15 protein-coding genes are annotated in these 19,872 nt (G+C 57.9%); 9 read left to right on the top strand and 6 right to left on the bottom strand.

Annotation, left to right across the window (positions count from 1 at the left end; translation table 11 throughout):
• The first annotated feature begins 1,238 nt into the window (after positions 1–1,238).
• The 6 genes from ACTT2I_RS00410 to ACTT2I_RS00385 all read left to right on the top strand — a co-directional run bounded on the left by ACTT2I_RS00410 (position 1,239) and on the right by ACTT2I_RS00385 (position 9,938).
• The gene (locus tag ACTT2I_RS00410; protein WP_443096757.1) at positions 1,239–3,827 is read left to right on the top strand and encodes a Z1 domain-containing protein; all 2,589 of its coding nucleotides are present in this window, start codon (positions 1,239–1,241) and stop codon (positions 3,825–3,827) included.
• A complete protein-coding gene (locus tag ACTT2I_RS00405; protein WP_443096756.1) occupies positions 3,790–4,824 on the top strand; it encodes a PD-(D/E)XK motif protein in 1,035 nt (344 codons plus the stop codon). The genes ACTT2I_RS00410 and ACTT2I_RS00405 overlap by 38 nt, the downstream gene beginning before the upstream one ends.
• On the top strand, positions 4,821–6,668 hold the full coding sequence (locus ACTT2I_RS00400) for a hypothetical protein (RefSeq protein ID WP_443096755.1): 1,848 nt from the start codon (positions 4,821–4,823) through the stop codon (positions 6,666–6,668). Before ACTT2I_RS00405 ends, ACTT2I_RS00400 begins: the two co-directional genes overlap by 4 nt.
• Complete coding sequence (locus ACTT2I_RS00395; protein WP_443096754.1) at positions 6,665–7,576, top strand: hypothetical protein; 912 nt, start codon at positions 6,665–6,667, stop codon at positions 7,574–7,576. Before ACTT2I_RS00400 ends, ACTT2I_RS00395 begins: the two co-directional genes overlap by 4 nt.
• A 74-nt stretch (positions 7,577–7,650) precedes the next feature.
• Positions 7,651–8,340, top strand: a complete 690-nt coding sequence (locus ACTT2I_RS00390) for a hypothetical protein (protein ID WP_443096753.1) — start codon at positions 7,651–7,653, stop codon at positions 8,338–8,340.
• A gap of 53 nt (positions 8,341–8,393) precedes the next feature.
• The gene (locus tag ACTT2I_RS00385) at positions 8,394–9,938 is read left to right on the top strand and encodes a DNA cytosine methyltransferase (protein ID WP_443096752.1); all 1,545 of its coding nucleotides are present in this window, start codon (positions 8,394–8,396) and stop codon (positions 9,936–9,938) included.
• Here ACTT2I_RS00385 and ACTT2I_RS00380 read toward each other — a convergent pair.
• The 6 genes from ACTT2I_RS00380 to aceE form a co-directional block, all read right to left on the bottom strand.
• On the bottom strand, positions 9,917–10,375 hold the full coding sequence (locus ACTT2I_RS00380) for a very short patch repair endonuclease (RefSeq protein WP_443096751.1): 459 nt from the start codon (positions 10,373–10,375) through the stop codon (positions 9,917–9,919). The two genes, ACTT2I_RS00385 and ACTT2I_RS00380, sit on opposite strands and share 22 nt — an antisense overlap.
• Positions 10,376–10,518: 143 nt before the next feature.
• Positions 10,519–11,295: a hypothetical protein gene (locus ACTT2I_RS00375; RefSeq protein WP_443096750.1), complete on the bottom strand. Its 777-nt coding sequence runs from the start codon at positions 11,293–11,295 to the stop codon at positions 10,519–10,521.
• A 56-nt stretch (positions 11,296–11,351) separates the two neighbouring features.
• Positions 11,352–12,493 (bottom strand): IS3-like element ISStma9 family transposase gene (locus ACTT2I_RS00370; protein ID WP_087986239.1). Its coding sequence is split into 2 segments (ribosomal slippage): positions 11,352–12,256 and positions 12,256–12,493, totalling 1,143 coding nucleotides; the frame shifts between segments, so codons are not numbered across the junction.
• A 216-nt stretch (positions 12,494–12,709) separates the two neighbouring features.
• On the bottom strand, positions 12,710–13,816 hold the full coding sequence (locus ACTT2I_RS00365) for an AAA family ATPase (RefSeq protein WP_443096749.1): 1,107 nt from the start codon (positions 13,814–13,816) through the stop codon (positions 12,710–12,712).
• Positions 13,813–15,141: a DUF262 domain-containing protein gene (locus ACTT2I_RS00360; RefSeq protein WP_421100676.1), complete on the bottom strand. Its 1,329-nt coding sequence runs from the start codon at positions 15,139–15,141 to the stop codon at positions 13,813–13,815. Before ACTT2I_RS00360 ends, ACTT2I_RS00365 begins: the two co-directional genes overlap by 4 nt.
• Positions 15,142–15,283: 142 nt before the next feature.
• A complete protein-coding gene (gene aceE, locus ACTT2I_RS00355; RefSeq protein WP_293978261.1) occupies positions 15,284–17,971 on the bottom strand; it encodes a pyruvate dehydrogenase (acetyl-transferring), homodimeric type in 2,688 nt (895 codons plus the stop codon).
• A gap of 115 nt (positions 17,972–18,086) precedes the next feature.
• Between aceE and ACTT2I_RS00350 the strand changes: the two genes are divergently transcribed.
• From ACTT2I_RS00350 to ACTT2I_RS00340, 3 genes are all read left to right on the top strand, one after another.
• Entirely contained in the window at positions 18,087–18,275 is a 189-nt protein-coding gene (locus ACTT2I_RS00350; protein WP_421100677.1) for a hypothetical protein, read from the top strand.
• Between the two features lie 165 nt (positions 18,276–18,440).
• The gene (locus ACTT2I_RS00345) at positions 18,441–18,944 is read left to right on the top strand and encodes a PadR family transcriptional regulator (RefSeq protein ID WP_266085530.1); all 504 of its coding nucleotides are present in this window, start codon (positions 18,441–18,443) and stop codon (positions 18,942–18,944) included.
• Between the two features lie 92 nt (positions 18,945–19,036).
• Positions 19,037–19,834, top strand: a complete 798-nt coding sequence (locus ACTT2I_RS00340) for a siderophore-interacting protein (protein WP_421100678.1) — start codon at positions 19,037–19,039, stop codon at positions 19,832–19,834.
• The last annotated feature ends 38 nt before the right edge of the window (positions 19,835–19,872 follow it).

The following is a 19,872-nucleotide window of genomic DNA, read 5'->3' as shown; positions in this document are numbered from 1 at the left end:
TACATGCGCGAGAAGAGATCTCCGCGGCCAGTCTCCCAGCACCTCAAGCACTGCAACTTCTTGGCGTACGCCGCCGGAAATGTCGCACTTCACCCTGACAAGAGAGCTTGAACTACCGCCCGTATCGAGGAAGGCTGACATGATGGGAGCATCCACCTCGTACTGCCTGTCATCCAAGATTGGATTCCAGTGGCGAACCAGAGTGCTTTTCAATGAACCGCTCGGCGAAACACGCTCCTGAAGTATCTACCTGCACCGCTCGATCGGCTCCATTCGGGGAGTGGACCGGAGCACGTATGACTGTTGGATCAGCACTCTCTCACGCGCCCTGCATCGGCCAACACAGCAGGAGTGCTTTCACTGGCGTCGCCCGTAGATATCTGCTTGAGCAACATGCCCGCCTGCGTATCGATGCTGTTGCTCAAGGTCAGCCCGAGATCAGCACCCTACTTTTTCTCGTCCATTTCATACGCAGCCTTGAAGACGCAACCACTTTGGGTAGTCAACCCGACACCACGCCTTGAGTGCCAAGTCTACCGCTTTGGACTCTCGGCTGATCTGTGTTGCACAGCCAGCCAGGCCAACGAACGATAAAGCCATCAATGCCACACCATTCTTATTCTTAGATCACGCCCTAGTGAGCCGTGCACATGACTATCGGCCCGAACTACGCAAGCTTGAGGCGCTTCTACCGCGCTGGCCGACTTGGTGTGACAGGACAAACCGCTGTCCCAGCGCGCTTTCCTCACCTAATCGAAATACTGCCGATGACCGCGTCCTCACTCCTGACCAAATAGACGCAACCTGTAACCATCTGGCACTCCCCGGAACTCAGCAAGAAGCTGCGGCGCGGAGCGTACCCGCTGAGCAACTGCGAAAGTACTTTCAGCACCAAGTACATCTCTTTGTGGACACCCTCCGGTCCAGTGCAAGTAGCTCGCCACCTGCATAGCCACGCTCCGAGTCTGGCCAGCTGGGGAGGACCCCGGATAGCGATATCGCCGGAGAACTCAGTGGCGCGTGTCTCTCCAGGTCACATTGCTTTCATCTATCAAGGACGTTCCATAAAACTGGCGCACTCCTCCAGCTTTGGTTGCGTAGATAGCCACAGTCGATGACAATCCGAGTAACGAGTCACAGTCCAATAGAGGGCTGCGGTCTCTTCTGAAGGGCATGGATGCCGCAGGGGGCGCATCCAGCCCAGCATTCTGTTGCCCCCGACAGCGCAGGATGCCGCCTTGAAGACACAGGTTGACGCTTTTTCAGACATGATTCGGGCAAAGCTCCCGAGCTACGATACTTTGGATAACGCCGTACAGGCCCTTCGCCAAACTCTCGAAGTTGTCATGGGGAACTTTCCAGCGGATGTCGAGGCAAACTTCCAGGCTGCGGTAGAAGGTGTTCGCGCTTCATTCCAGAAAGTTGAAGTTCTACGAAAGAACTCACTGATCAAGCCCCGGCCGGCTTGGTATACGGGTCCGTCAGAACACGATCGACACTGGCCAGCTCTCCTGGGCTACCTTCGGGAGGTTAAGAACTGGAAGGACGCGTCCGAGTCACTCGACGAGTCATCGTCGGAGATCGTATCGCTACTCGCCAATCCCGCTGACGACTCATTCCGCTGCCGGGGTCTGGTCGTGGGCTATGTCCAGTCCGGGAAGACGGCCAATATGACTGCCGTGATTGCCAAGGCCGTCGACGCTGGCTACAACTTGATAATTCTCCTCGGCGGGGTAACGAATAAACTGCGCTCGCAAACGCAGCGACGCATTGAGAGCGATGTTGTCGAAAGGCACAGGACGCTTTGGCAGATGTACACAACAACTGAGGATGCTGGCGACTTCATCAAGCCTGCAAATGATCAGTTTGTCATGCCCCATAAGGGCGGTGCGCAGCTGGTGGTGATGAAGAAGGAATCTACACGGCTGGACAAGCTGCTTGATACCGTCACGAGAACTCCTCCACCAATAATGCGGAAGCTCAAGGCACTCATCATTGACGATGAGTGCGATCAGGCGTCCGTGAATGCTACTGGCAACGATGAAGAAATCACGCGTATCAACGAGGCAATTCGGCGACTGATCGAAGCACTTCCCTGCGTATCCTACGTAGGATACACCGCAACCCCATTTGCAAATGTCTTCATCAAGCCATTCCCGGAGCGCGCTGACAAGCTGGATGATCTGTATCCCGAGGATTTCATCACTGCCCTGCCCCGCCCCAAGGGTTATTTCGGCACGCTAGAAGTATTCGGGACCTCGGATGCTTCTGCGGATGATGAAGAGATTGATTACGGACGGGATATGTTCCGCTCAATCCCACCTGAAGAGCTGGAGCAACTGACGCCAAAGGGCAAGGGCGGCCACAAATCCTTCACGCCTGTTGTAACACCTCAGCTGCAGAGGGCAATTGCATGGTTCCTGATCTCATGCGCCATTCGTCGAACGCGCGGCCAGCAAGATGATCACATGACCATGCTGGTTCATACCTCGGCATACGTCGTTCAGCATGAGAACATGGCGGAAGCGATTCGAGCGTGGATCTCGGCAAACACCGATGCCCTCAGGGCCATCAGCGGTAGCGCAGGAAAGCTTCTGAAGGACGTGTTTGCCCAAGAGATTGTCAGAAGTCCACTCTCTGCAGAAGTGCCTGCGGACTACCTCCAATCTTCATTGAAGGAGCCGCTCGGCCTCGTTCTGGATGCGCTTGAGCTTGTTGTTGAGAACGGCGAGAGCCTGGAGCGCCTTGACTTCACCAAGGGCGCAAGAACCTACATTGTTGTTGGCGGCTCGGTTCTGGCTCGTGGCCTCACTTTGGAGGGCCTGTGCGTATCCTTCTTCCTGAGAACTTCTCGCCAGTACGACACACTTCTGCAGATGGGTCGCTGGTTCGGCTTCCGAAAGGGCTACGAGGACCTGCCGAGGCTGTGGACGACGACTGATCTCATCTCGAACTTTCGCGCACTTGCCCAAGTCGAGGAAGAGATCCGAAAGGAGATATCGGTCTACAAGACTGCCGAAGTAAGTCCACTCGATTTCGCGGTCAAGGTCCGTTCGATTCCTGGACTGGCCATTACATCAGCAGCCAAAATGACGCATGCCGTAAGGGCCAGCATCAGCTTTGATGGGAAGCATGAACAGACCACAAGATTTAATCATAAGGACAAGGAGATCGTCCGAAAGAACTGGGAGGCTGCCTTGTCCCTGGTGGAACATCTTGTCGATAGCGGATACGAGAGGATAAAGCCTCGCACGTTTGGCGGGGTTCCCCTATCCGCGATACGTAGCTTCCTGATTCGTTACAGCATGTGCGACAAGCAGCTGAGCCTGAACAAGGAACTACTGCTTGCATACTTGGATGCATCTGCGTCGAGGCTGAAGGAGTGGAATGTGGCGATCATGAGCTCAGGCGGCAATGCGAGCCCCGTCACCATGGGCTCGCTCGGCGAGATGGTTCCGTTCGTTCGTTCTCGCCTGGCTGAGCCATCAGACTACGCCGACATCAAAGCATTGATGTCCAAACACGACTTGTTGTCCGATGTGGTCGCAGACGAAGCGCCGAAGCAGGTGAGTTGGGAGGACCTGAAGGATCGTCGCCCCAAGGTCCCGTTGTTGCTCATCTATCCGATTGATCGAGAATCGGCTCCGGCAACCCCTCCCGATCAACGTGTACCGCTCGATGCGGCAGGGACGCTAGTGGGCCTGGGCTTCGTTTTTCCGGGTCAACGGGATAAGTCCAGCAGCTTCTTTAGCGTAGACCTTAACGTTCCCACTCCGGACCAACTGGCGGATGATCCGACCGCTGAGTTCGAAGAAGCAGATGCCTAAGTCCCCTCACGAGCACTGGCTGGGTCTTCGCGAACTTAGTCGGGGAGATTCGCGAGCCGAGGTCTCAACGGTCGCCGGCGACGCGGACACGGGTTTCGGCCCTGTCCGCTTTGCCCTTACAGAGACGGCTGCTCCCCGGCTGCTGGTACCCATCGCATCTTCTATAGCCAACTTGCAGGCGAAAACACTTAGCGGGCCTAGCGTTGAGGTTCGCATATCTCGCCTCTCTCTGGATGGCGCCGCCTCCGTGTATCTGGATATCAGTCTGCTTGAACCTCGGTTACATCAGCTCTTCGGAGAGCTCTGTACAGAGATGGTGTCACGTATCGCTGCCGGCACTTCGCCTGTCGCTGCAGTGACGAGCACTATCGAGGACTACCGCGCGCTGCTGGCGGAAAGCCGGGACCAGAGCGTAAGCAGGAATAGTTTAGTCGGCCTCCTTGGCGAGCTGATGATGCTACTCGAAGGTGCAAAGAGAAGCTCGACCGCTGTTGAGTCGTGGACTGGACCTACGGGGCAGCGCCATGATTTCCGCGGAAGGCATGGCGCCCTCGAAGTCAAATCAACAGGCTACAAGCAGCGAACGACCGTTCGCATTCATGGCATTGAGCAACTCTGTCCTCCGTCAGATGCCCCACTTTGGCTGGCTCATGTCGTGCTGGAGAGCTCTCAGGCAGGCAACATTCACGTAGCAGCGCTATACAACGAACTCGTAGCGGTTGGTGTTCCCTCAACTATGCTTCTCACTCGCCTGGCCTCGCTTGGCTGCAATAATCCGTTGGCGCCAGAATGGAACGCGGCCAAGTTCTCCTTTGAGGGTATGAGCCTTTACTCGGTGAACGACCGCTTTCCACGCCTCATGCTTCCGTCCACCGCAGATGGCCCGATCCCGTCTGGCATCAGCGAGATCGAGTACACCGTTGATCTGTCGGCGGCAGCAGAGCAGATGCTGCCGCCCGCTCACCACGATGACGTCTTGAGGGCGGTGTTTGAATGAATCTGAATCTGTATAGCGAGCCTTTTTCGAAGAATGGAAACCTTGCGGGCGAGGGTTTCAAGCGTCTGCTCGGTCGTCCAAACCTCGATCTTCTACAAACCCTGGTTCGTGAGAGTCTCCAGAACGTCATTGACGCAACCCTGCCCGGCTTTGCACCGGAAGCGAGGATCAGGCTACGAAGACTTGGCATTGAAGAGCGAGCTGCTCTGACCGGGGTGGTACTCGCGACTCTCCCACAAGGGCTTGCGTCTCGCGAGGCGCTACAGAACTCCACTGAGAAGGAGGAGCTTTGGGTTTTGGAGATAGCGGATTTTGGCACTGTAGGCCTGTCCGGACCAACCGAAGCCGATGTCCCTCCTGCGCCCGATGAGCGAGCGAACTTCGTCAACTTTCTCAAGAATGTTGGTGCAGCGCGTGATAGCCATCAGGGTGGAGGTACATACGGATACGGCAAAAGCTCGCTGTATGGAATGAGTACCTGTTCTCTGGTCCTTGTCGATAGCCAGACGTTTGAGCTTGGCCGGCCGGTAAGGCGCTTCATGGCGTGTCATCTGGGTGATGCATTCGACGTTGATTCGTCGACTCCAGGGCCCAGGCGATTCACGGGACGTCATTGGTGGGGAATGTCTGGTGAAGGTGACAGCATTGCTCCTGCTACAGATGAGAACGCCATCGCGCTCAGCAAGTCGCTTGGCATCTTCCCGCGGGCCGAGACAGACAGCGGCACATCGATTGTCATCCTTGATCCAGAGTTGGACTTCTCTTCGCTTGAGAAGCTCGGGCCGGAGCTCGTTACCTGTGTACTGCTGAATTTTTGGCCAAGAATGGCACAGACGACGAATGCGGATCGGCGCCTGCATGTGACGATCGAGATCGACGGCGAAACGATCGAGATGCCTAGCCCTGAAGCATTCCCTCCACTTGATCTGTTCTGCAGGGCATTGGCGGATGTGCGTACTGGAAGCGCCAATCTTCACAAGATCAAGTCGCAGCGGCCGGCCAAGGACCTTGGTCGCCTTGCATTCGCGCCCGGTATATCCGCGCCTCGCCATCCGCTTTGTGCACCGGGCGGCTCCGATGTGCTGGTGAACTCATCCCACATCGCGGTGATGCGGCCGGTGGAGCTTGTGGTCAAGTACATCCGAGGGAGTGCCTATCCGGATCCAACTCTGGAATGGGCGGGTGTCTTTGTCTGCTCCAAAGACTCCGAGGTGGAAGAGGCATTTGCTCAAGCTGAGCCTCCTACTCACGACGACTGGGTTCCAAATAACCTTCCGAAAGGAAGGCAACAGACAATGGTGCGCGTGGGAATGCGGGATTTGCGTGTTCACGCGGATAACTTTGTCCCTGTCAGATCACTTGAACGCTCTGCCGATGCAGGTGGACCAAGCCTTGCCGCGACATCTGGACAGATGGGAAAGTTCCTTGGTCCCGTCAGCTCGCGTGGCGCAGGGAAACCAACCGCGCCTGGGCGCATCGCCGCTTCAGTGAAGAAGGGCGTTCGCGTCACAGCACTCGAAATGATTGGCCTTTCGATCGCAGCGGATGGCAGCCGCGTTGCCAACTTCCATGCCGATCTTTTTAACGATGGAAGCAAGGGCCCCATCTCAGTGTTGATTGAACCCAAGCTGGTCGTTGACGGCGGGGGAATTGATGCGGTCGGCGTGCCAGACCACTTGATTCCCACGGTTCAATGCGTCGCGTTACCCTCCCATGGGTTGATGACCGCTGACAGTACGCTTGCAGTGGGCCTTTCGGAGGGTCAGATCACCGCATCGATCAGACTTGTCGAAGGTGCCGCTATTACGGCTGGGGCCCGCATCCTGGAAGGAGTTCAGTCATGAGCCGAATCGCTTACCCTTTCCTTCGCATACCTGATGAAGCCATCGAATTTACCGGATGGCATATTGGGGATGTGGGCTTGCCGCTGTTCGCGGCAACGGAGATTCTGGAGGACTGGGACTACGCTAGAGACCTGACCTTGAGCGGCAGTGTCACTGTCGACTGGGAGGCTGCATCATCGGCCATTGGCTTCGGAGATGGGGACTGGCTGGCGCTCGCACAGTTGAGCATCGGTACTGGTCAAGGTCATCTTCCCCGCTTGGTTCGGAATGTAGCCAGCCATCGGCTCTGGAAGGATTCGACGTCGGCCTTGTTCGAGGTTGTCGTTCCAGGACAGTCCCTCTCTGCACAGTTGATAGCCCGTCTGGATATCATTCTGCTGGAATCCTCTGCCTCGGCGTCGGAGCTCTCTCCAGTTGCAAAGGGCTCCCGGCTGTGGCGCGAGGAGTTGGATGTCATCATCGAGGACGGTGGCAATGCGAGATTCCCTGTTTCGTCCATCAGCTTTCAAGCGGCGTTCGCAGACAAGCCCCATCAGTTCGCACCTTGGTATGTGGACTGGCGCCCGGAAGATCTCTTCGGTGACTTCTCTTCAAAGGTGGTGCTGTACGTGAACTCCGATGAGGAACTCTTCCTTGAGCGATTCATGCAGGGCGAGCGCCTCACCGTCCAGGCGGTTCTGGGTGGCGTAGCTGCCCAGATGTGCTCCACCGTTCTTCTGCATAACACTGATGAGCTTGATTTTGATGTGTTCGAGGAAGGGTCCGTCGGCGGAGTCCTGCGGCACTGGCTTCACCAGGCGTTTCCTGACGAAGGCGGAGTCGCCTCGCTGGTCAGGCTGCTCCACAACGACCCAGGGGCGTTTAATGCCGCAATGATTGCGGTGGCGGATATGGGAGACAGATCTTGACGAGCGTTGAGCTACTACCGCGACTGTCTCGGATTGGAGTGAACAGCGTTTTGAGGGACCTGGGCCCGGAGTTCGTGTCCGAAGACGCCTTGGCCTACCTGAACGAACATGCGTCCTTCACGAGCTATGCTGCAACCGGCGGTGTCCGTGCTCAGCGTGCGTCGCCTACGATCGCCGGCTTGATACGCGCTGTGGCTATCGAATGTGGATTTCCTTCTTCTTCCGGCCTAACGGTCAGAGCGAAGTTTGATCGGGATGCAGCTATTGCGCTCGCTGCTGTGCAGGAGCTATCCGGCGCGGAAGGGCTGAGAGATGACGTCTGGGCATACCTGACCACGGTGCTTCTCCCTGATGTGGCTCGCTGGCGTTTTCCCAGCGTTACCGAGGATCGGTTCCACGGAGGCGCTCGTAACACACTCCAGCGCCTTCACATGCGTTCGCGGGCTCTCGACCTTGGTGAGGACGCGGGCGTAGACCGGTGGAGGCTGCTGAGAGCACTCACCGAGGACGCGCACGTCGCCATCTTTGAACGTCCGTCAATAGGGGGCAACCCCATTCTTGCGCAAGCGATTGCACGCCAGTGGATCTTGTCGAGTAGTACCGTGGGCAAGACGGCGATGGAGGGCGTGATGCGGCACGCGATCAAGATTCTCCGCCTGAGGTATCAGGTTTTCGAGCTAGGTATTTTGGAGGAAGATGAGCTGACGGCCGCGGTTGGATTGGTGTTTTCGGAAGCAGCTGGCCTATCCTCCCCTGCCAGCTAGTTTTGGTTGAATTGCGGCCCCGGGCGTGCGATCCTGGCGCCGCTCCAGGGCGCATGGGCGCCCTGCTCATCCTTGTGAAGTCAGGCATGCACATCCCAGTAGTTGACATCTTCGCTGGCCCAGGTGGGCTGGGCGAAGGATTTTCTGCCTACACGGCACCTCGAAACGCCAGGCATCAACCGTTCAAGATCGCCATTTCGGCAGAAATGGAAGTCAATGCGGCCAAGACGCTCCGCTTGCGCGCCTTCTACAGGCAGTTCGCGCCCGGGAAAGCGCCTACCAGCTACTACGACTACGTTGCCGGTCGGGCTGCAGCGCCGTGGACGGATGCGACAGAGAGTCAGTGGGCGGCTGCCGGCCATGAGGCACGACAGCTGAAACTGGGCGAGCCTGCTGATGACAAGGAGCTGCATGCGCGTATTCGCGAGGTTGCTGCACAGGGTGATCCCTGGGTCCTTATCGGAGGACCTCCCTGCCAAGCCTATTCCCTGGTGGGGCGCGCCCGAAATCGCGGCGTTGTTGGCTACAAGGCGGAGGAGGACCCCAGGCACTTCTTGTACAAGCACTACCTGAAGATTCTGAGGAAGTACTCGCCTGCCGCGTTCGTAATGGAGAACGTCAAGGGCATACTTTCGTCGAAGGTGGGCGGAGAACTCATGTTCCCGCGCATTCTGGAAGATCTCCGTGCTCCAGGCGGACGGAATGGGCCGAAGTACAGAATCCTGCCGCTCGTTGAGGAGCAGAGTGGGCTATTTGATGATGAGGATGGACGCCGTTACATTCTGAGGGCTGAAGAGCTAGGGGTTCCTCAAGCACGTCACCGCGTTGTCCTTTTCGGTGTTCGTGAGGATGTCGAGATCGGTTCGGTACGCCAGATTCGGCGCGCTTCGGGCCAGTACGGGGTCGGGGATGTTCTGGCTGGCATGCCAAAGCTCCGAAGCGGGATCACCAATGTCGAGTTCGACGATTGGCCTGCCGCCGCACGTGAGGTTCTTCGGCATGCGGCCGAGCTTTCGGACGATGCGAAGGTCAGTCGGGAGCTCAAGGACCAGGCGAAGCTTGTGGCGAGCTCAGATGCCGGCCCGGGTGGGAGGTCCATGCCCAAGGCAGCGTCGGCAGACAGTGTGCCTGAACACCTGAGGTCTTGGCTTCTGGATCAGCGACTGGGACACATCCTTAATCATGAAGTCCGCCCGCACATGTGGATGGACTTGGTCAGATATGGGTATGCGTCCGCATTTACCAAGATCCATGGTCGCGCCCCCCGAGGATCTTCAGAGTTCCCGGAAGCGATGCACCCCAATCATGAAAATTGGACCAGTGGCAAGTTTGTCGATCGATTTAAAGTCCAGGCGTGGGAGCATCCCAGCTCCACCGTAACCAGCCATCTTTCGAAAGATGGCCACTACTTTATTCATCCTGATCCTGCACAATTGAGAAGTCTCTCTGTTCGGGAAGCGGCGCGTCTTCAAACCTTCCCCGACAACTATTTCTTTGAGGGATCTCGGGGCGCTCAGTTCCGTCAAGTGGGCAATGCAGTGCCGCCGTGGATGGCAAGACAGATTGCTGATGTCGTCTATTCGGCCTTGGGATCTTGAGCAGAGGTGAATTCATGAAGCGATCTATCTGACAGTACGAAATCGTGGAGCCCAGCCAGCGTCGTCTCACTTGAGCGGCGCAGGGCACACTCCCATACCACTGCGACTCGCCATCCTTGCATCAACAATGTTTGTTGTGACGCCTCGTCGCGGGTACGATTTTTTTCAAGCTTGCTGATCCAAAACTCACGCCTCGTACCAGGTGTTGTTGCGTATCGGCAGTCGCGGTGGCGATGCCAGAAGCAACCATGGACAAAGACGACTACGTTGTGACGTGTGAACACAAGATCCGGCGATCCTGCTAGTTTCCTGTCATGAAGCCGATAGCGAAGCCCGCAAGCGTGCAGGTATCTTCTGACAAGGAGCTCGGGCTTCGTGTTCTTCCCTCTAATGCCCGACATCATGAGAGCGCGCTTCTCTCTCGACACGATGTCCATGATTTTCATCCTATCAGTGACCGACCACTCAACGACGCCCTGTCTCTGCCGCAGCCGGCGTCAGAATCCGGTTCTGGTGCTATCTGTCTTCGATGCCAACTGCGCCATGTAGTCGCGTAGCGAATCAGACGAAATTTGGTGGATCAGGGACTGGGAAGCCACAGATGCGGCCCTATGTACCCTATGACTATTTTCATACTACCTCTATCCGCGATCAAATGGATTCTTCCCGCCGAACCATATCGCGCATGCCATTCAAAAAACTTCGACGCGCCGGAAGCGTCCTTAAATGTTCTTTCTGCTATGACTCTATCGTAGCCTTTGGCGCGCTCACTCTCTGGAGAAACCTCCGTCTTCCACGGAGGGTGTGCGCCTCCCGTATCGATCCACTCGAGTGCGGCTTGATTAAGCAGGTTCAGCTTTCGAAGCACTGTCCTGAAGATCCCTTCATCAATACTTCCGATATGCGCCTTCACGTCCATACCAAAGTCCAGACCTGGAAAAATTTCGCACCGCTGCGCCCAGAAACTTACGGTATTTGTTGACTCCATCTTTTCCAGACGCGCATTGGAAACCTCGCGATTTGCGTGGCGAACCGTACAGATGTTTCTTACAGCCACAACAGAATCAGTTATATCCGAATTGGAATCAATCTCCAGAAACGAAAATTCGACAAGGTCGCGATCCCACCTTGACCCACGAAGGAAGCTAATGGAGAGGAAGTCTGCAATTCCGGCCCACAACAGGCCGACGGCCTCTCTGCCATCGACTCTTGCTTCACAGCGAGAGAAACGCTCCTGAACCCACTCTTCACACCCTTCCCCACAAGGTACTTTTTGGGCAATCCGACGGAGTAAGAGCATATCATCGCGGAAGCGACTGGAATTACCAACACCAACCATGGCGTCATGCAATGACACTTTATCTCTGTACTCGATCGTTGAAAGTGAATCGCCCAGGGTTTTGTAGACAGTCGTCAGCCGTTTAGTGCGTACTGCTTCTCGAACTCTACCGGGGACAGCCCGTCGTTGGAACTGTGCCGCCGTTTTGGGTTGTAGAACATCTCGATGTACTGGAAGACGTCGGCCCGTGCCTCGTCGTGATTGCTGTAGATCCTCCGCTTAATACGCTCCCGCTTCAGTAGCTGGAAGAAGCTCTCCATCGCTGCGTTGTCATGGCAGTTTCCTCGTCGACTCATGCTGCACACGATGTCGTGCTCGCGCAGGAAGCTCTGCCAGTCTTCGCTGGTGAACTGGGTTCCCTGGTCGGAGTGAAGCAGAAGCCCGGGGCTTGGCTTGCGCCGCCACACTGCGGCCAATAGCGCCTGCAAAACCAGGTCCGTATGTTGAGTTGGTCGGGTTGCCCATCCAACGACCTGACGCGAAAACAGATCAAGCACTACCGCCAAGTACAGGAAGCCGTCGTACGTGCGGATGTAGGTGATGTCCGTGACCCACGCGCGATTTGGCTCATTGACTTTGAAGCCGCGAGCCAGAACGTTCTTGGCGACTGATCCAACAGGGCCGCTCAATGGGCGTGGTCGCCGACCGTAGCCGACCATTGCCCGCAGCCCCTCGCTCTTCATCAAGCGTGCCACGCGATGACGACTACACGTCTCGCCAAGCTCGCGCAGATCTGTGGTCACTTTGCGGTGGCCATACACAGAGCCGCTTTCCAGCCAGCTGTGCTTGATTAGGCCGAGCAATCGCTGATCGTCCTTGTCGCGAGCGCTTGCCGGCTCTTTTAGCCAGGCGTAGTAGCCACTGCGATGGACGCCAAGCATCCGACACATCGCCGCGAGGCCGAACTCATCTGCGTGTTGCTTCATGAAGGCGTACTTTGCTCTTACCCCTTTGCAAAGTACGCGGCGGCTTTTTTTAGGATGTCTCGCTCTTCAGTGACCCTGCGTAGCTCAGCCTTGAGGCGGCGCACTTCCGCGTTCTGGTCCTGCTCGACACGCCGGCCAACATCGCCTTTGCCTTGTTGCCGCTTCCAGCCGTAAAGACTGTGGATCGACACGCCCAGTCGCTCGGCAACCTCCGCTACCGGACGGCCGTACTCAACAATCTGCCGTACCGCCTCGATCTTGAACTCATCGGTGTACCGCTTCGTGCTCATAACCACCTCCGCCTAAGCCATAGTTTATGGCTGCGAGGTGTCTACGGAACCCTGGGCGATTCAAAGCGGCAAACAGGATCGGAGCACAGGCTTGGTAACCTGGCTGTTTACCAAGCATGCCACTGCCTGAGCCATCTCCGAAAGAATATCAGCATCCGCCAATGCGCACCCTTGATCGATCGGCAGGCTTAGTTCGTTCAAGCATAGTTCAACCACTTAAACATCCTTTGGCGCAACGAGCGCCGCAAGATTGAGATCCTGTTGATCGAAGAATCCAGCGGGCCAGTGGCTGAGCCGTCCGTCTGCGTCGAGCACGGGAGACTCAATCGAAGCAGATATTCCGAGTCTTGAGAAATAATTAATTCTGCACAATTGCGCCGAAAGGCTAGCGCGCCGAACTTCAAGCCTTACCCCATCTAGAAAATGATCGCTGTGCGTCTCAACCACAACTTGGACCCCAGCGGCCGCCGCCCTCACAGCCAACTGTCCGAGTCTTGTCTGCCCACGAGGGTGCAAGTGAGCCTCAGGGTTCTCAATGATAACCAATGCTCCTGACTTTGCAGACAGCAAAGAGTAAATGATTGGCAGTGAGTAGCTCAGCCCGAAGCCGACATTCGTCGGACGGTAGCCTCGGCTACGCACGTCTCCGTCACGGCTGAAACTGTAGCCAGCCACGACAAGATCTGCTTCCCGAATCAGCTGAATTCCAATAGCAGCTCCTGGTGAGACCTCCTGCATCCAAGCGACGACTTGGTCCAAGAGAGAGCATGAGTCAGCGGATTCTTTCAACCTTTGGTCATTGGAATCGAGAAGCAATGCACCATAAGCAGCAATATTGTGAAGAACGAGCTCTCCGTCTCGCCCCAAGTCTTTTGCCCTAATTTTTCTTTCCGACATCGGAGAAACCGTGCGCGGGCCATTTCTTTCCGCCCGCAGATAACTAAAACTAGCAGAGAAAATTGACAGCCCGCTCAGCGAATCCTCCGAAAATACTGCGCTCGACTTTAGTTCATTTCCGTCCCTGTCATATGCATATGAGAAATCAAAATCGACCCCATCAGTCAGTTTGATCCCGATGGCATCTTCTTGAGCCTCCTCGTGCAGCACGTCACTACCAGTTCCGATATCCACGAGCTCGCCAGAAAGCAACAGGCTACCGGTTTCCAGATACCCTACGGTATAAGATTGCCTAAGAACGAGAAGTGATTGAATAACGGTGCTCTTTCCGGATCCGTTGAGGCCGGTCAGTACAGTGAGCCCCCCAAACGGAACAGTCACCTGCCGAAAACACTTAAAATTGAAAAGCTCAACGGATGTGATCAAGCCAGCACCTCACGCAAAATTCCTTCCACTACAGAAAATCTAGTCCTGACCCTTTGAGGCGCACCAGTCGAGGATGAGATGGATTTTTCAAAACCCCCATCTGTGGCAAGAGTTTTGGCAAACGCGTCCATTACAGCTGACCTTCTAGACACTAGAGTCTGGGCGTCACGACGCGTTAGTTTTGCAAGATTAACCGACCACGCCTCAAACAATGCCTTACTTACTGGATTTTTTCTCTCCGGAGGATACTCATACAACTTCCTGAACGCATGCTCACCGAATATGGAGTGCGCTATGTGCAACGACCACCTAAACTGGGCATCCAGCTCTTTGAGCCTAGCTCGACCTATCTCGTTTAGATGGATCATCGCCTGATGGAGGAATCCGTCCAAGTCACTTTGATTGTAGTCGTCCCATCCAAATTCGAAGAACGCGCAAAATCTCAACGCGCACTCTTGAGCCTCCATTCTATTATCACCAACAGAGCCACCGGTCGCCAACTCAAATTCTTCTGATTCCGCAAGAACTTTGAGGAACGCGCGGGATTCCCCGCGATTTAGCGCATTGCGAATTTCTTGGCCATTGAGACTCAACCCTCCAGTATTAATTCTCTTGAATATATTTATCATCACCGAATCTGGCGTGCCATACTCGATGACATGCATTACCAACTCAGTCTCTTCAATCCTTCGTCGCATCTGTCGAGGAAGGTGCTGAAACTCCAAGCCATTCAACTTGTACAGATACTCCAATCCGGACAATCTGAATCCATCAGAAAGAAAGTCTGAAATTGTAGTCAGGCGCTGAAGCCCATCGACAACAGCCCAGTTTTCTTCGGCATCCGAAGCAACATAAAAGACCGGAAGAGGAATTCTAAGAAGAATAGACTCGATTAGCCGACTCCTTCTACTCTCCTCCCATATCCGAGCCCGTCGTTGAAACTCTGGAGCCAAGTCAATCTCATCATGCTTAATCCTTCGCATGAGAAGATCAATTGTCTTCGTGACTGTCTTTACCTTTATTTTCTCGGGATCAAATGGATTCTGGATCTGAAGATCCTCATCCTCGCGCTCAACTTCGACCCCAAGCCCGCGATCCTCCAGACCGCCAGTTATTTGCTTAGCTTTTTTTAGCGGCTGTTTCACCGCATTTGATGCGGAGGACGTCCTTCGCAGATACCCGAGAAGTTGAACCTTCTCAGTCTGAGAAATAGGCTTATCCGGATCTGAGAATATTAGACCAGCATCCGCCAACTGCGCCATCAATCGAAGAACAGGCACATTGACTAATTCCGCTAGTTTTCTGACTGTGGTCTGACTGCTCATGGTCTGCTCTGATCCAAATGGAATGATATTGAACCAATCAAGATCGTCTCAACTCCGAGAAGTGTCCAAAACCAGGTAACCTAAGGCAAAAAAAGGGGCGACATTCAAGCCGCCCCTCTGGTGCTCGATCCCTTATTTTGGATCAAACCCCGACAGGATTAGCCTTCTCAGGATCAATCTTGTACTGCTTGATCGCCCTGGCCACATCCTTACCCGTCATCTTCCCTTCCTTCGCCAGCGCCGCAATCGCGGCATGCGCGATGTAGTACCGGTCAACCTCGAAGAAGCGACGCAGGTTCGCACGGGTATCCGAACGTCCGAACCCATCCGTGCCCAGCACCGTGTACGACATCGGCACGAACGCACGGATCTGGTCCGCATACGCACGCACGTAGTCGGTCGCGGCAATCGCCGGGCCCTGGCGGCCTTCCAGCAGCTCGGTCACGTAGGCCTTGCGCGGCTCGGCTTCCGGGTGGAAGCGGTTGTAGCGCTCGGCATCGAAACCATCGCGGCGCAGTTCGTTGATGCTCGGGCAGCTCCAGATATCGGCGGTGACGCCGAAGTCCTTGTCCAGCAGCTCGGCCGCGGCAATGGCTTCACGCAGGATGGTGCCCGAACCCAGCAGCTGCACGCGCAGCTCACCCTTCTTCGGCTTGCCGGCGTCGCTCAGCAGGTACATGCCCTTGACGATGCCTTCGGCCGCGCCTTCCGGCATTTCCGGGTGGGTGTAGTTCTCGTTCATCAGGGTGATGTAGTAGTACTCATCAATCTGATCTTCCATCATGGCCTTGGTGCCGTGCTGCAGGATCACCGTCACTTCGAAGCCGAAGGTCGGGTCATAGCTGCGCACGTTCGGGATGCCACCGGCGACGATATGGCTGAAGCCATCTTCGTGCTGCAGGCCTTCACCGTTCAGCGTGGTGCGGCCGGCGGTGCCACCGAGCAGGAAGCCACGGGTACGCATGTCCGCAGCCTGCCAGGCGATGTCGCCCACGCGCTGGAAGCCGAACATCGAGTAGTAGATGTAGAACGGCAGCATCGGCACGTTGGAGACCGAGTAGCTGGTACCGGCAGCCATCCAGGAGCTGATCGCGCCCGGCTCGCTGATGCCCTGCTGCAGCACCTGGCCGCTCTGGTCTTCGCGGTAGAACATCAGCTGGTCCGCATCGACCGGCTTGTACTTCTGGCCAAACGGGGCGTAGATGCCGATCTGGCGGAACAGGCCTTCCATACCGAAGGTACGGGCTTCGTCGGCCACGATCGGCACGATGTGCGGGCCCAGTTCCTTGTCGCGCAGGGTGATGTTGAGGCTCTGCACGAAGGCCATGGTGGTGGAGTAGCTGCGCTCGCCGCTGCTCTTGAGCAGGCGCTCGTAGCTTTCCAGCTTCGGTGCGTTGAAGCTCTTGGTCGCCTTGCGACGACGCTGCGGCAGGTAACCACCCAGGGCGGCACGGCGTTCCTGCAGGTACTTCACTTCCGGCGAATCCGGGCCCGGGTGGTAGAACGGCACCTGGCCGTCGGCCAGCTGCGCATCCGTCACCGGGATGTTGAAGCGGTCGCGGAAGTGGCGAACGGCGTCGTCATCCAGCTTCTTGGTCTGGTGGGTCGGGTTCAGTGCTTCACCCGCGCTGCCCATGCCGTAGCCCTTGACCGTCTTGGCCAGGATCACGGTCGGCATGCCCTTGGTGTTCACCGCCTGGTGGTAGGCGGCGTAAACCTTGTGCGGATCGTGGCCACCGCGGTTGAGGCGCCAGATATCGTCGTCGGACAGGCCGGCGACCATCGCAGCGGTTTCCGGGTACTTGCCGAAGAAATGCTCGCGGGTATACGCGCCGCCGAAGGCCTTGCAGTTCTGGTATTCGCCGTCGACGGTTTCCATCATCAGCTTGCGCAGGACGCCGTTGGTGTCCTTGGCCAGCAGGGCATCCCAGTAACCGCCCCACAGCAGCTTGATCACATTCCAGCCGCCGCCACGGAACACGCCTTCCAGTTCCTGGATGATCTTGCCGTTGCCACGCACCGGGCCGTCCAGGCGCTGCAGGTTGCAGTTGACCACGAAGATCAGGTTGTCCAGGCCTTCGCGCCCGGCCAGCGCGATCGCGCCGAGGGTTTCCGGCTCATCGCTCTCGCCGTCGCCGATGAAGCACCACACCTTGCGGTCGGATTTCTCGATCAGGCCACGGTTCTCCAGGTAACGCAGGAACTGCGCCTGGTAGATCGCGGCGAGCGGGCCCAGGCCCATCGAGACGGTCGGGGTCTGCCAGTAATCGGGCATCAGCCACGGATGCGGGTAGCTGGAGAGGCCACCGCCGTCGACTTCCATGCGGAACTTGTCCAGCTGGGCTTCGTCGATGCGGCCTTCCAGGAAGGAACGCGCATAGATGCCCGGGGCGCTGTGGCCCTGGATGAAGAGCAGGTCGCCCGGGTGGTCTTCGCTCGGGGCGCGCCAGAAGTGGTTGAAGCCCACGTCATACAGCGTGGCGCCGGAGGCGAAGGAGGCGATGTGACCGCCCAGGTCGCCCGGCTTGCGGTTGGCGCGCACGACGGTCGCCATCGCGTTCCAGCGGATGATGGAACGAATGCGCCATTCCAGTTCGGCGTTGCCCGGGCTCTTGGCCTCCAGGGTCGGCGCGATGGTGTTCACGTACTCGGTGGTGGGAGAGAACGGCAGGTAAGCACCCGAACGACGGGTCAGTTCCACCATGCCTTCCAACAGCTGATGCGCGCGCTCGGGGCCCTCGACATCAATAACGGCCTTCAGCGACTCGATCCATTCCTGGGTTTCCACAGGATTCGGGTCGTTGTTCAGCACCTCGTTCAACCAGTTCATTTGCGCTCCCATGACCGCACGCACGCGCGCGACTGTTTTAGATTTCTAGCCGCAAAGTGTAGCGCACCAAGGGGTTTGCTTACTTCGCTACGGTTGCGTATGGAACCATCCGGGCGTGTCCGGATGGACAGCCGGCGACAGCGCACCGGCCGCGCTGGAAGGTTCCACGCTGCATTTCAGCCTGCCCGGTGGCGATGACACCGGCGCGTCAGCAGGACAGCGCTGGACAGCGCAGGCGCTGCGGCGCGGGCGATTGACGTGGCCAGTGCGCGAAGCGACGCCGTTTGAGCGCGCGGCGGCGTGAATCATCGGGCGTGCTGGCGGGCCGGGGCGCGGCGCAGTGTTCCACCACAAGCACGCACCGTCGCACGCTGGATTGACCTGAACGCATCCCTGCCATGCGTGCGCGGTTGCTGGCCCAACCGGGGTTTTCGATATATCGTTCCGCTACTGCATTCGATATATCGAAATGACCTCTCCGCGCGACCTCGACCGCCCTGCCCGCCCGCTGACCGCCCGGCCCCTCAGCCGCGGCGACCTGCGCCTGCTGGTGCTGTCGCTGCTCGCCGACCAGCCCCGCCACGGCTACGAGTTGATCCAGCTGATCAGCGACATGTTCGTGCGGGTCTACACGCCCAGCGCCGGCTCGATCTACCCGGTACTGGCGCAGTTCGAGGCCGCCGGCTGGGTCGGCGCGGTGGAGGACGGTGGGCGCAAGCGCTACGCGCTCAGCGCGCTTGGCCAGGCCGAGTTGGAGGCACAGCGCGACGAGGTCGATGCAGCGGTGCACCGGGTACGCGACAGCGCGCGCACGATCACCAAGGCCAACCTGCCGCCGTCCGTGCGCGATGCGCTGCGCGAGCTCAAGCACGCGCTGGGGCTGTGCCATGGCCGCTGGCAGGACGACAACGCCGCTGCCGTGGCCGAGGCGCTGCGCGAGGCCGCCGCGCGGATCCGTGCGCAGGGCCGCTGACCTCTCCCTCCTTCTTTTCAGACCCAGCCAGCCACCGCCCGCCAGGTCCTTCTCTCTCAACGCCGCGCTGCGGCACCGATCCAGGTATTCCCATGGCTCTGCATGAAAACCGACTGCTCCGTCATACCGTGACGTTCCGCCCGCTGCAGGTGCTGCGCACCGAAGAGATCAGCCCGTGCATGCGCCGGGTGATCGTCGGGGGCGAGGCGCTGGAAGGCTTCGATTCGCCCTCGCCGGATGACCACGTCAAGCTGTTCTTCCCCAACGCCGAGGGCCAGTTCGTGGTCCCGACGATGACCCCGGAAGGCCCGCGCTACCCGGACGGCCAGACGCCCTCCCCCTCGCGCGACTACACCCCCCGCTGGTGGGACCTGGAGACCCACGAGCTGGCGCTGGATTTCGTCATGCACGGCGACGGCCTGGCCTCGACCTGGGCCGCCAACGCGCAGCCGGGCGATGCGATCGCCGTCGGCGGCCCGCGTGGCTCGCACATGACCGCCGATGACTTCGACACCTACGTGCTGATCGGCGATGAAACCGCGCTACCGGCCATTGGCCGCTGGCTGGAGACGCTGCCGGACGGCGCCAACGCCGATGTCTACATCGAGATTCCCGAGTCCGGCGATCGCCAGGAACTGCCGGAGGATGACCGCATCCGCGTCTCGTGGCTGGAGCGCAACGGCTTCGACGCCGCCAGCAGCACCCTGCTGGAAGACGTGCTGACCGATTTCGAGGAACCGGACGGCGACACCTTCTACTGGATCGCCGCCGAATCGCGCCGGGCCCGGATGATGCGCAAGTACATCGAGGGCCACCTGGGCGTGCCCAAGGACTGGATCCGCTCGACCGGCTACTGGAAGGCGCACGGCAGCGAGCACCACGACGACTGAGCCCGCGACGGGCACCGGCCGCGGATGCGACAATCGCG

The organism is Stenotrophomonas sp. PUT21 (genome assembly GCF_052232875.1).
In the GTDB taxonomy this organism is placed as follows: domain Bacteria; phylum Pseudomonadota; class Gammaproteobacteria; order Xanthomonadales; family Xanthomonadaceae; genus Stenotrophomonas; species Stenotrophomonas maltophilia_N.
Note: the sequence above shows the minus strand (reverse complement) of the source record. Positions and strands in the feature narration are given on the sequence as shown.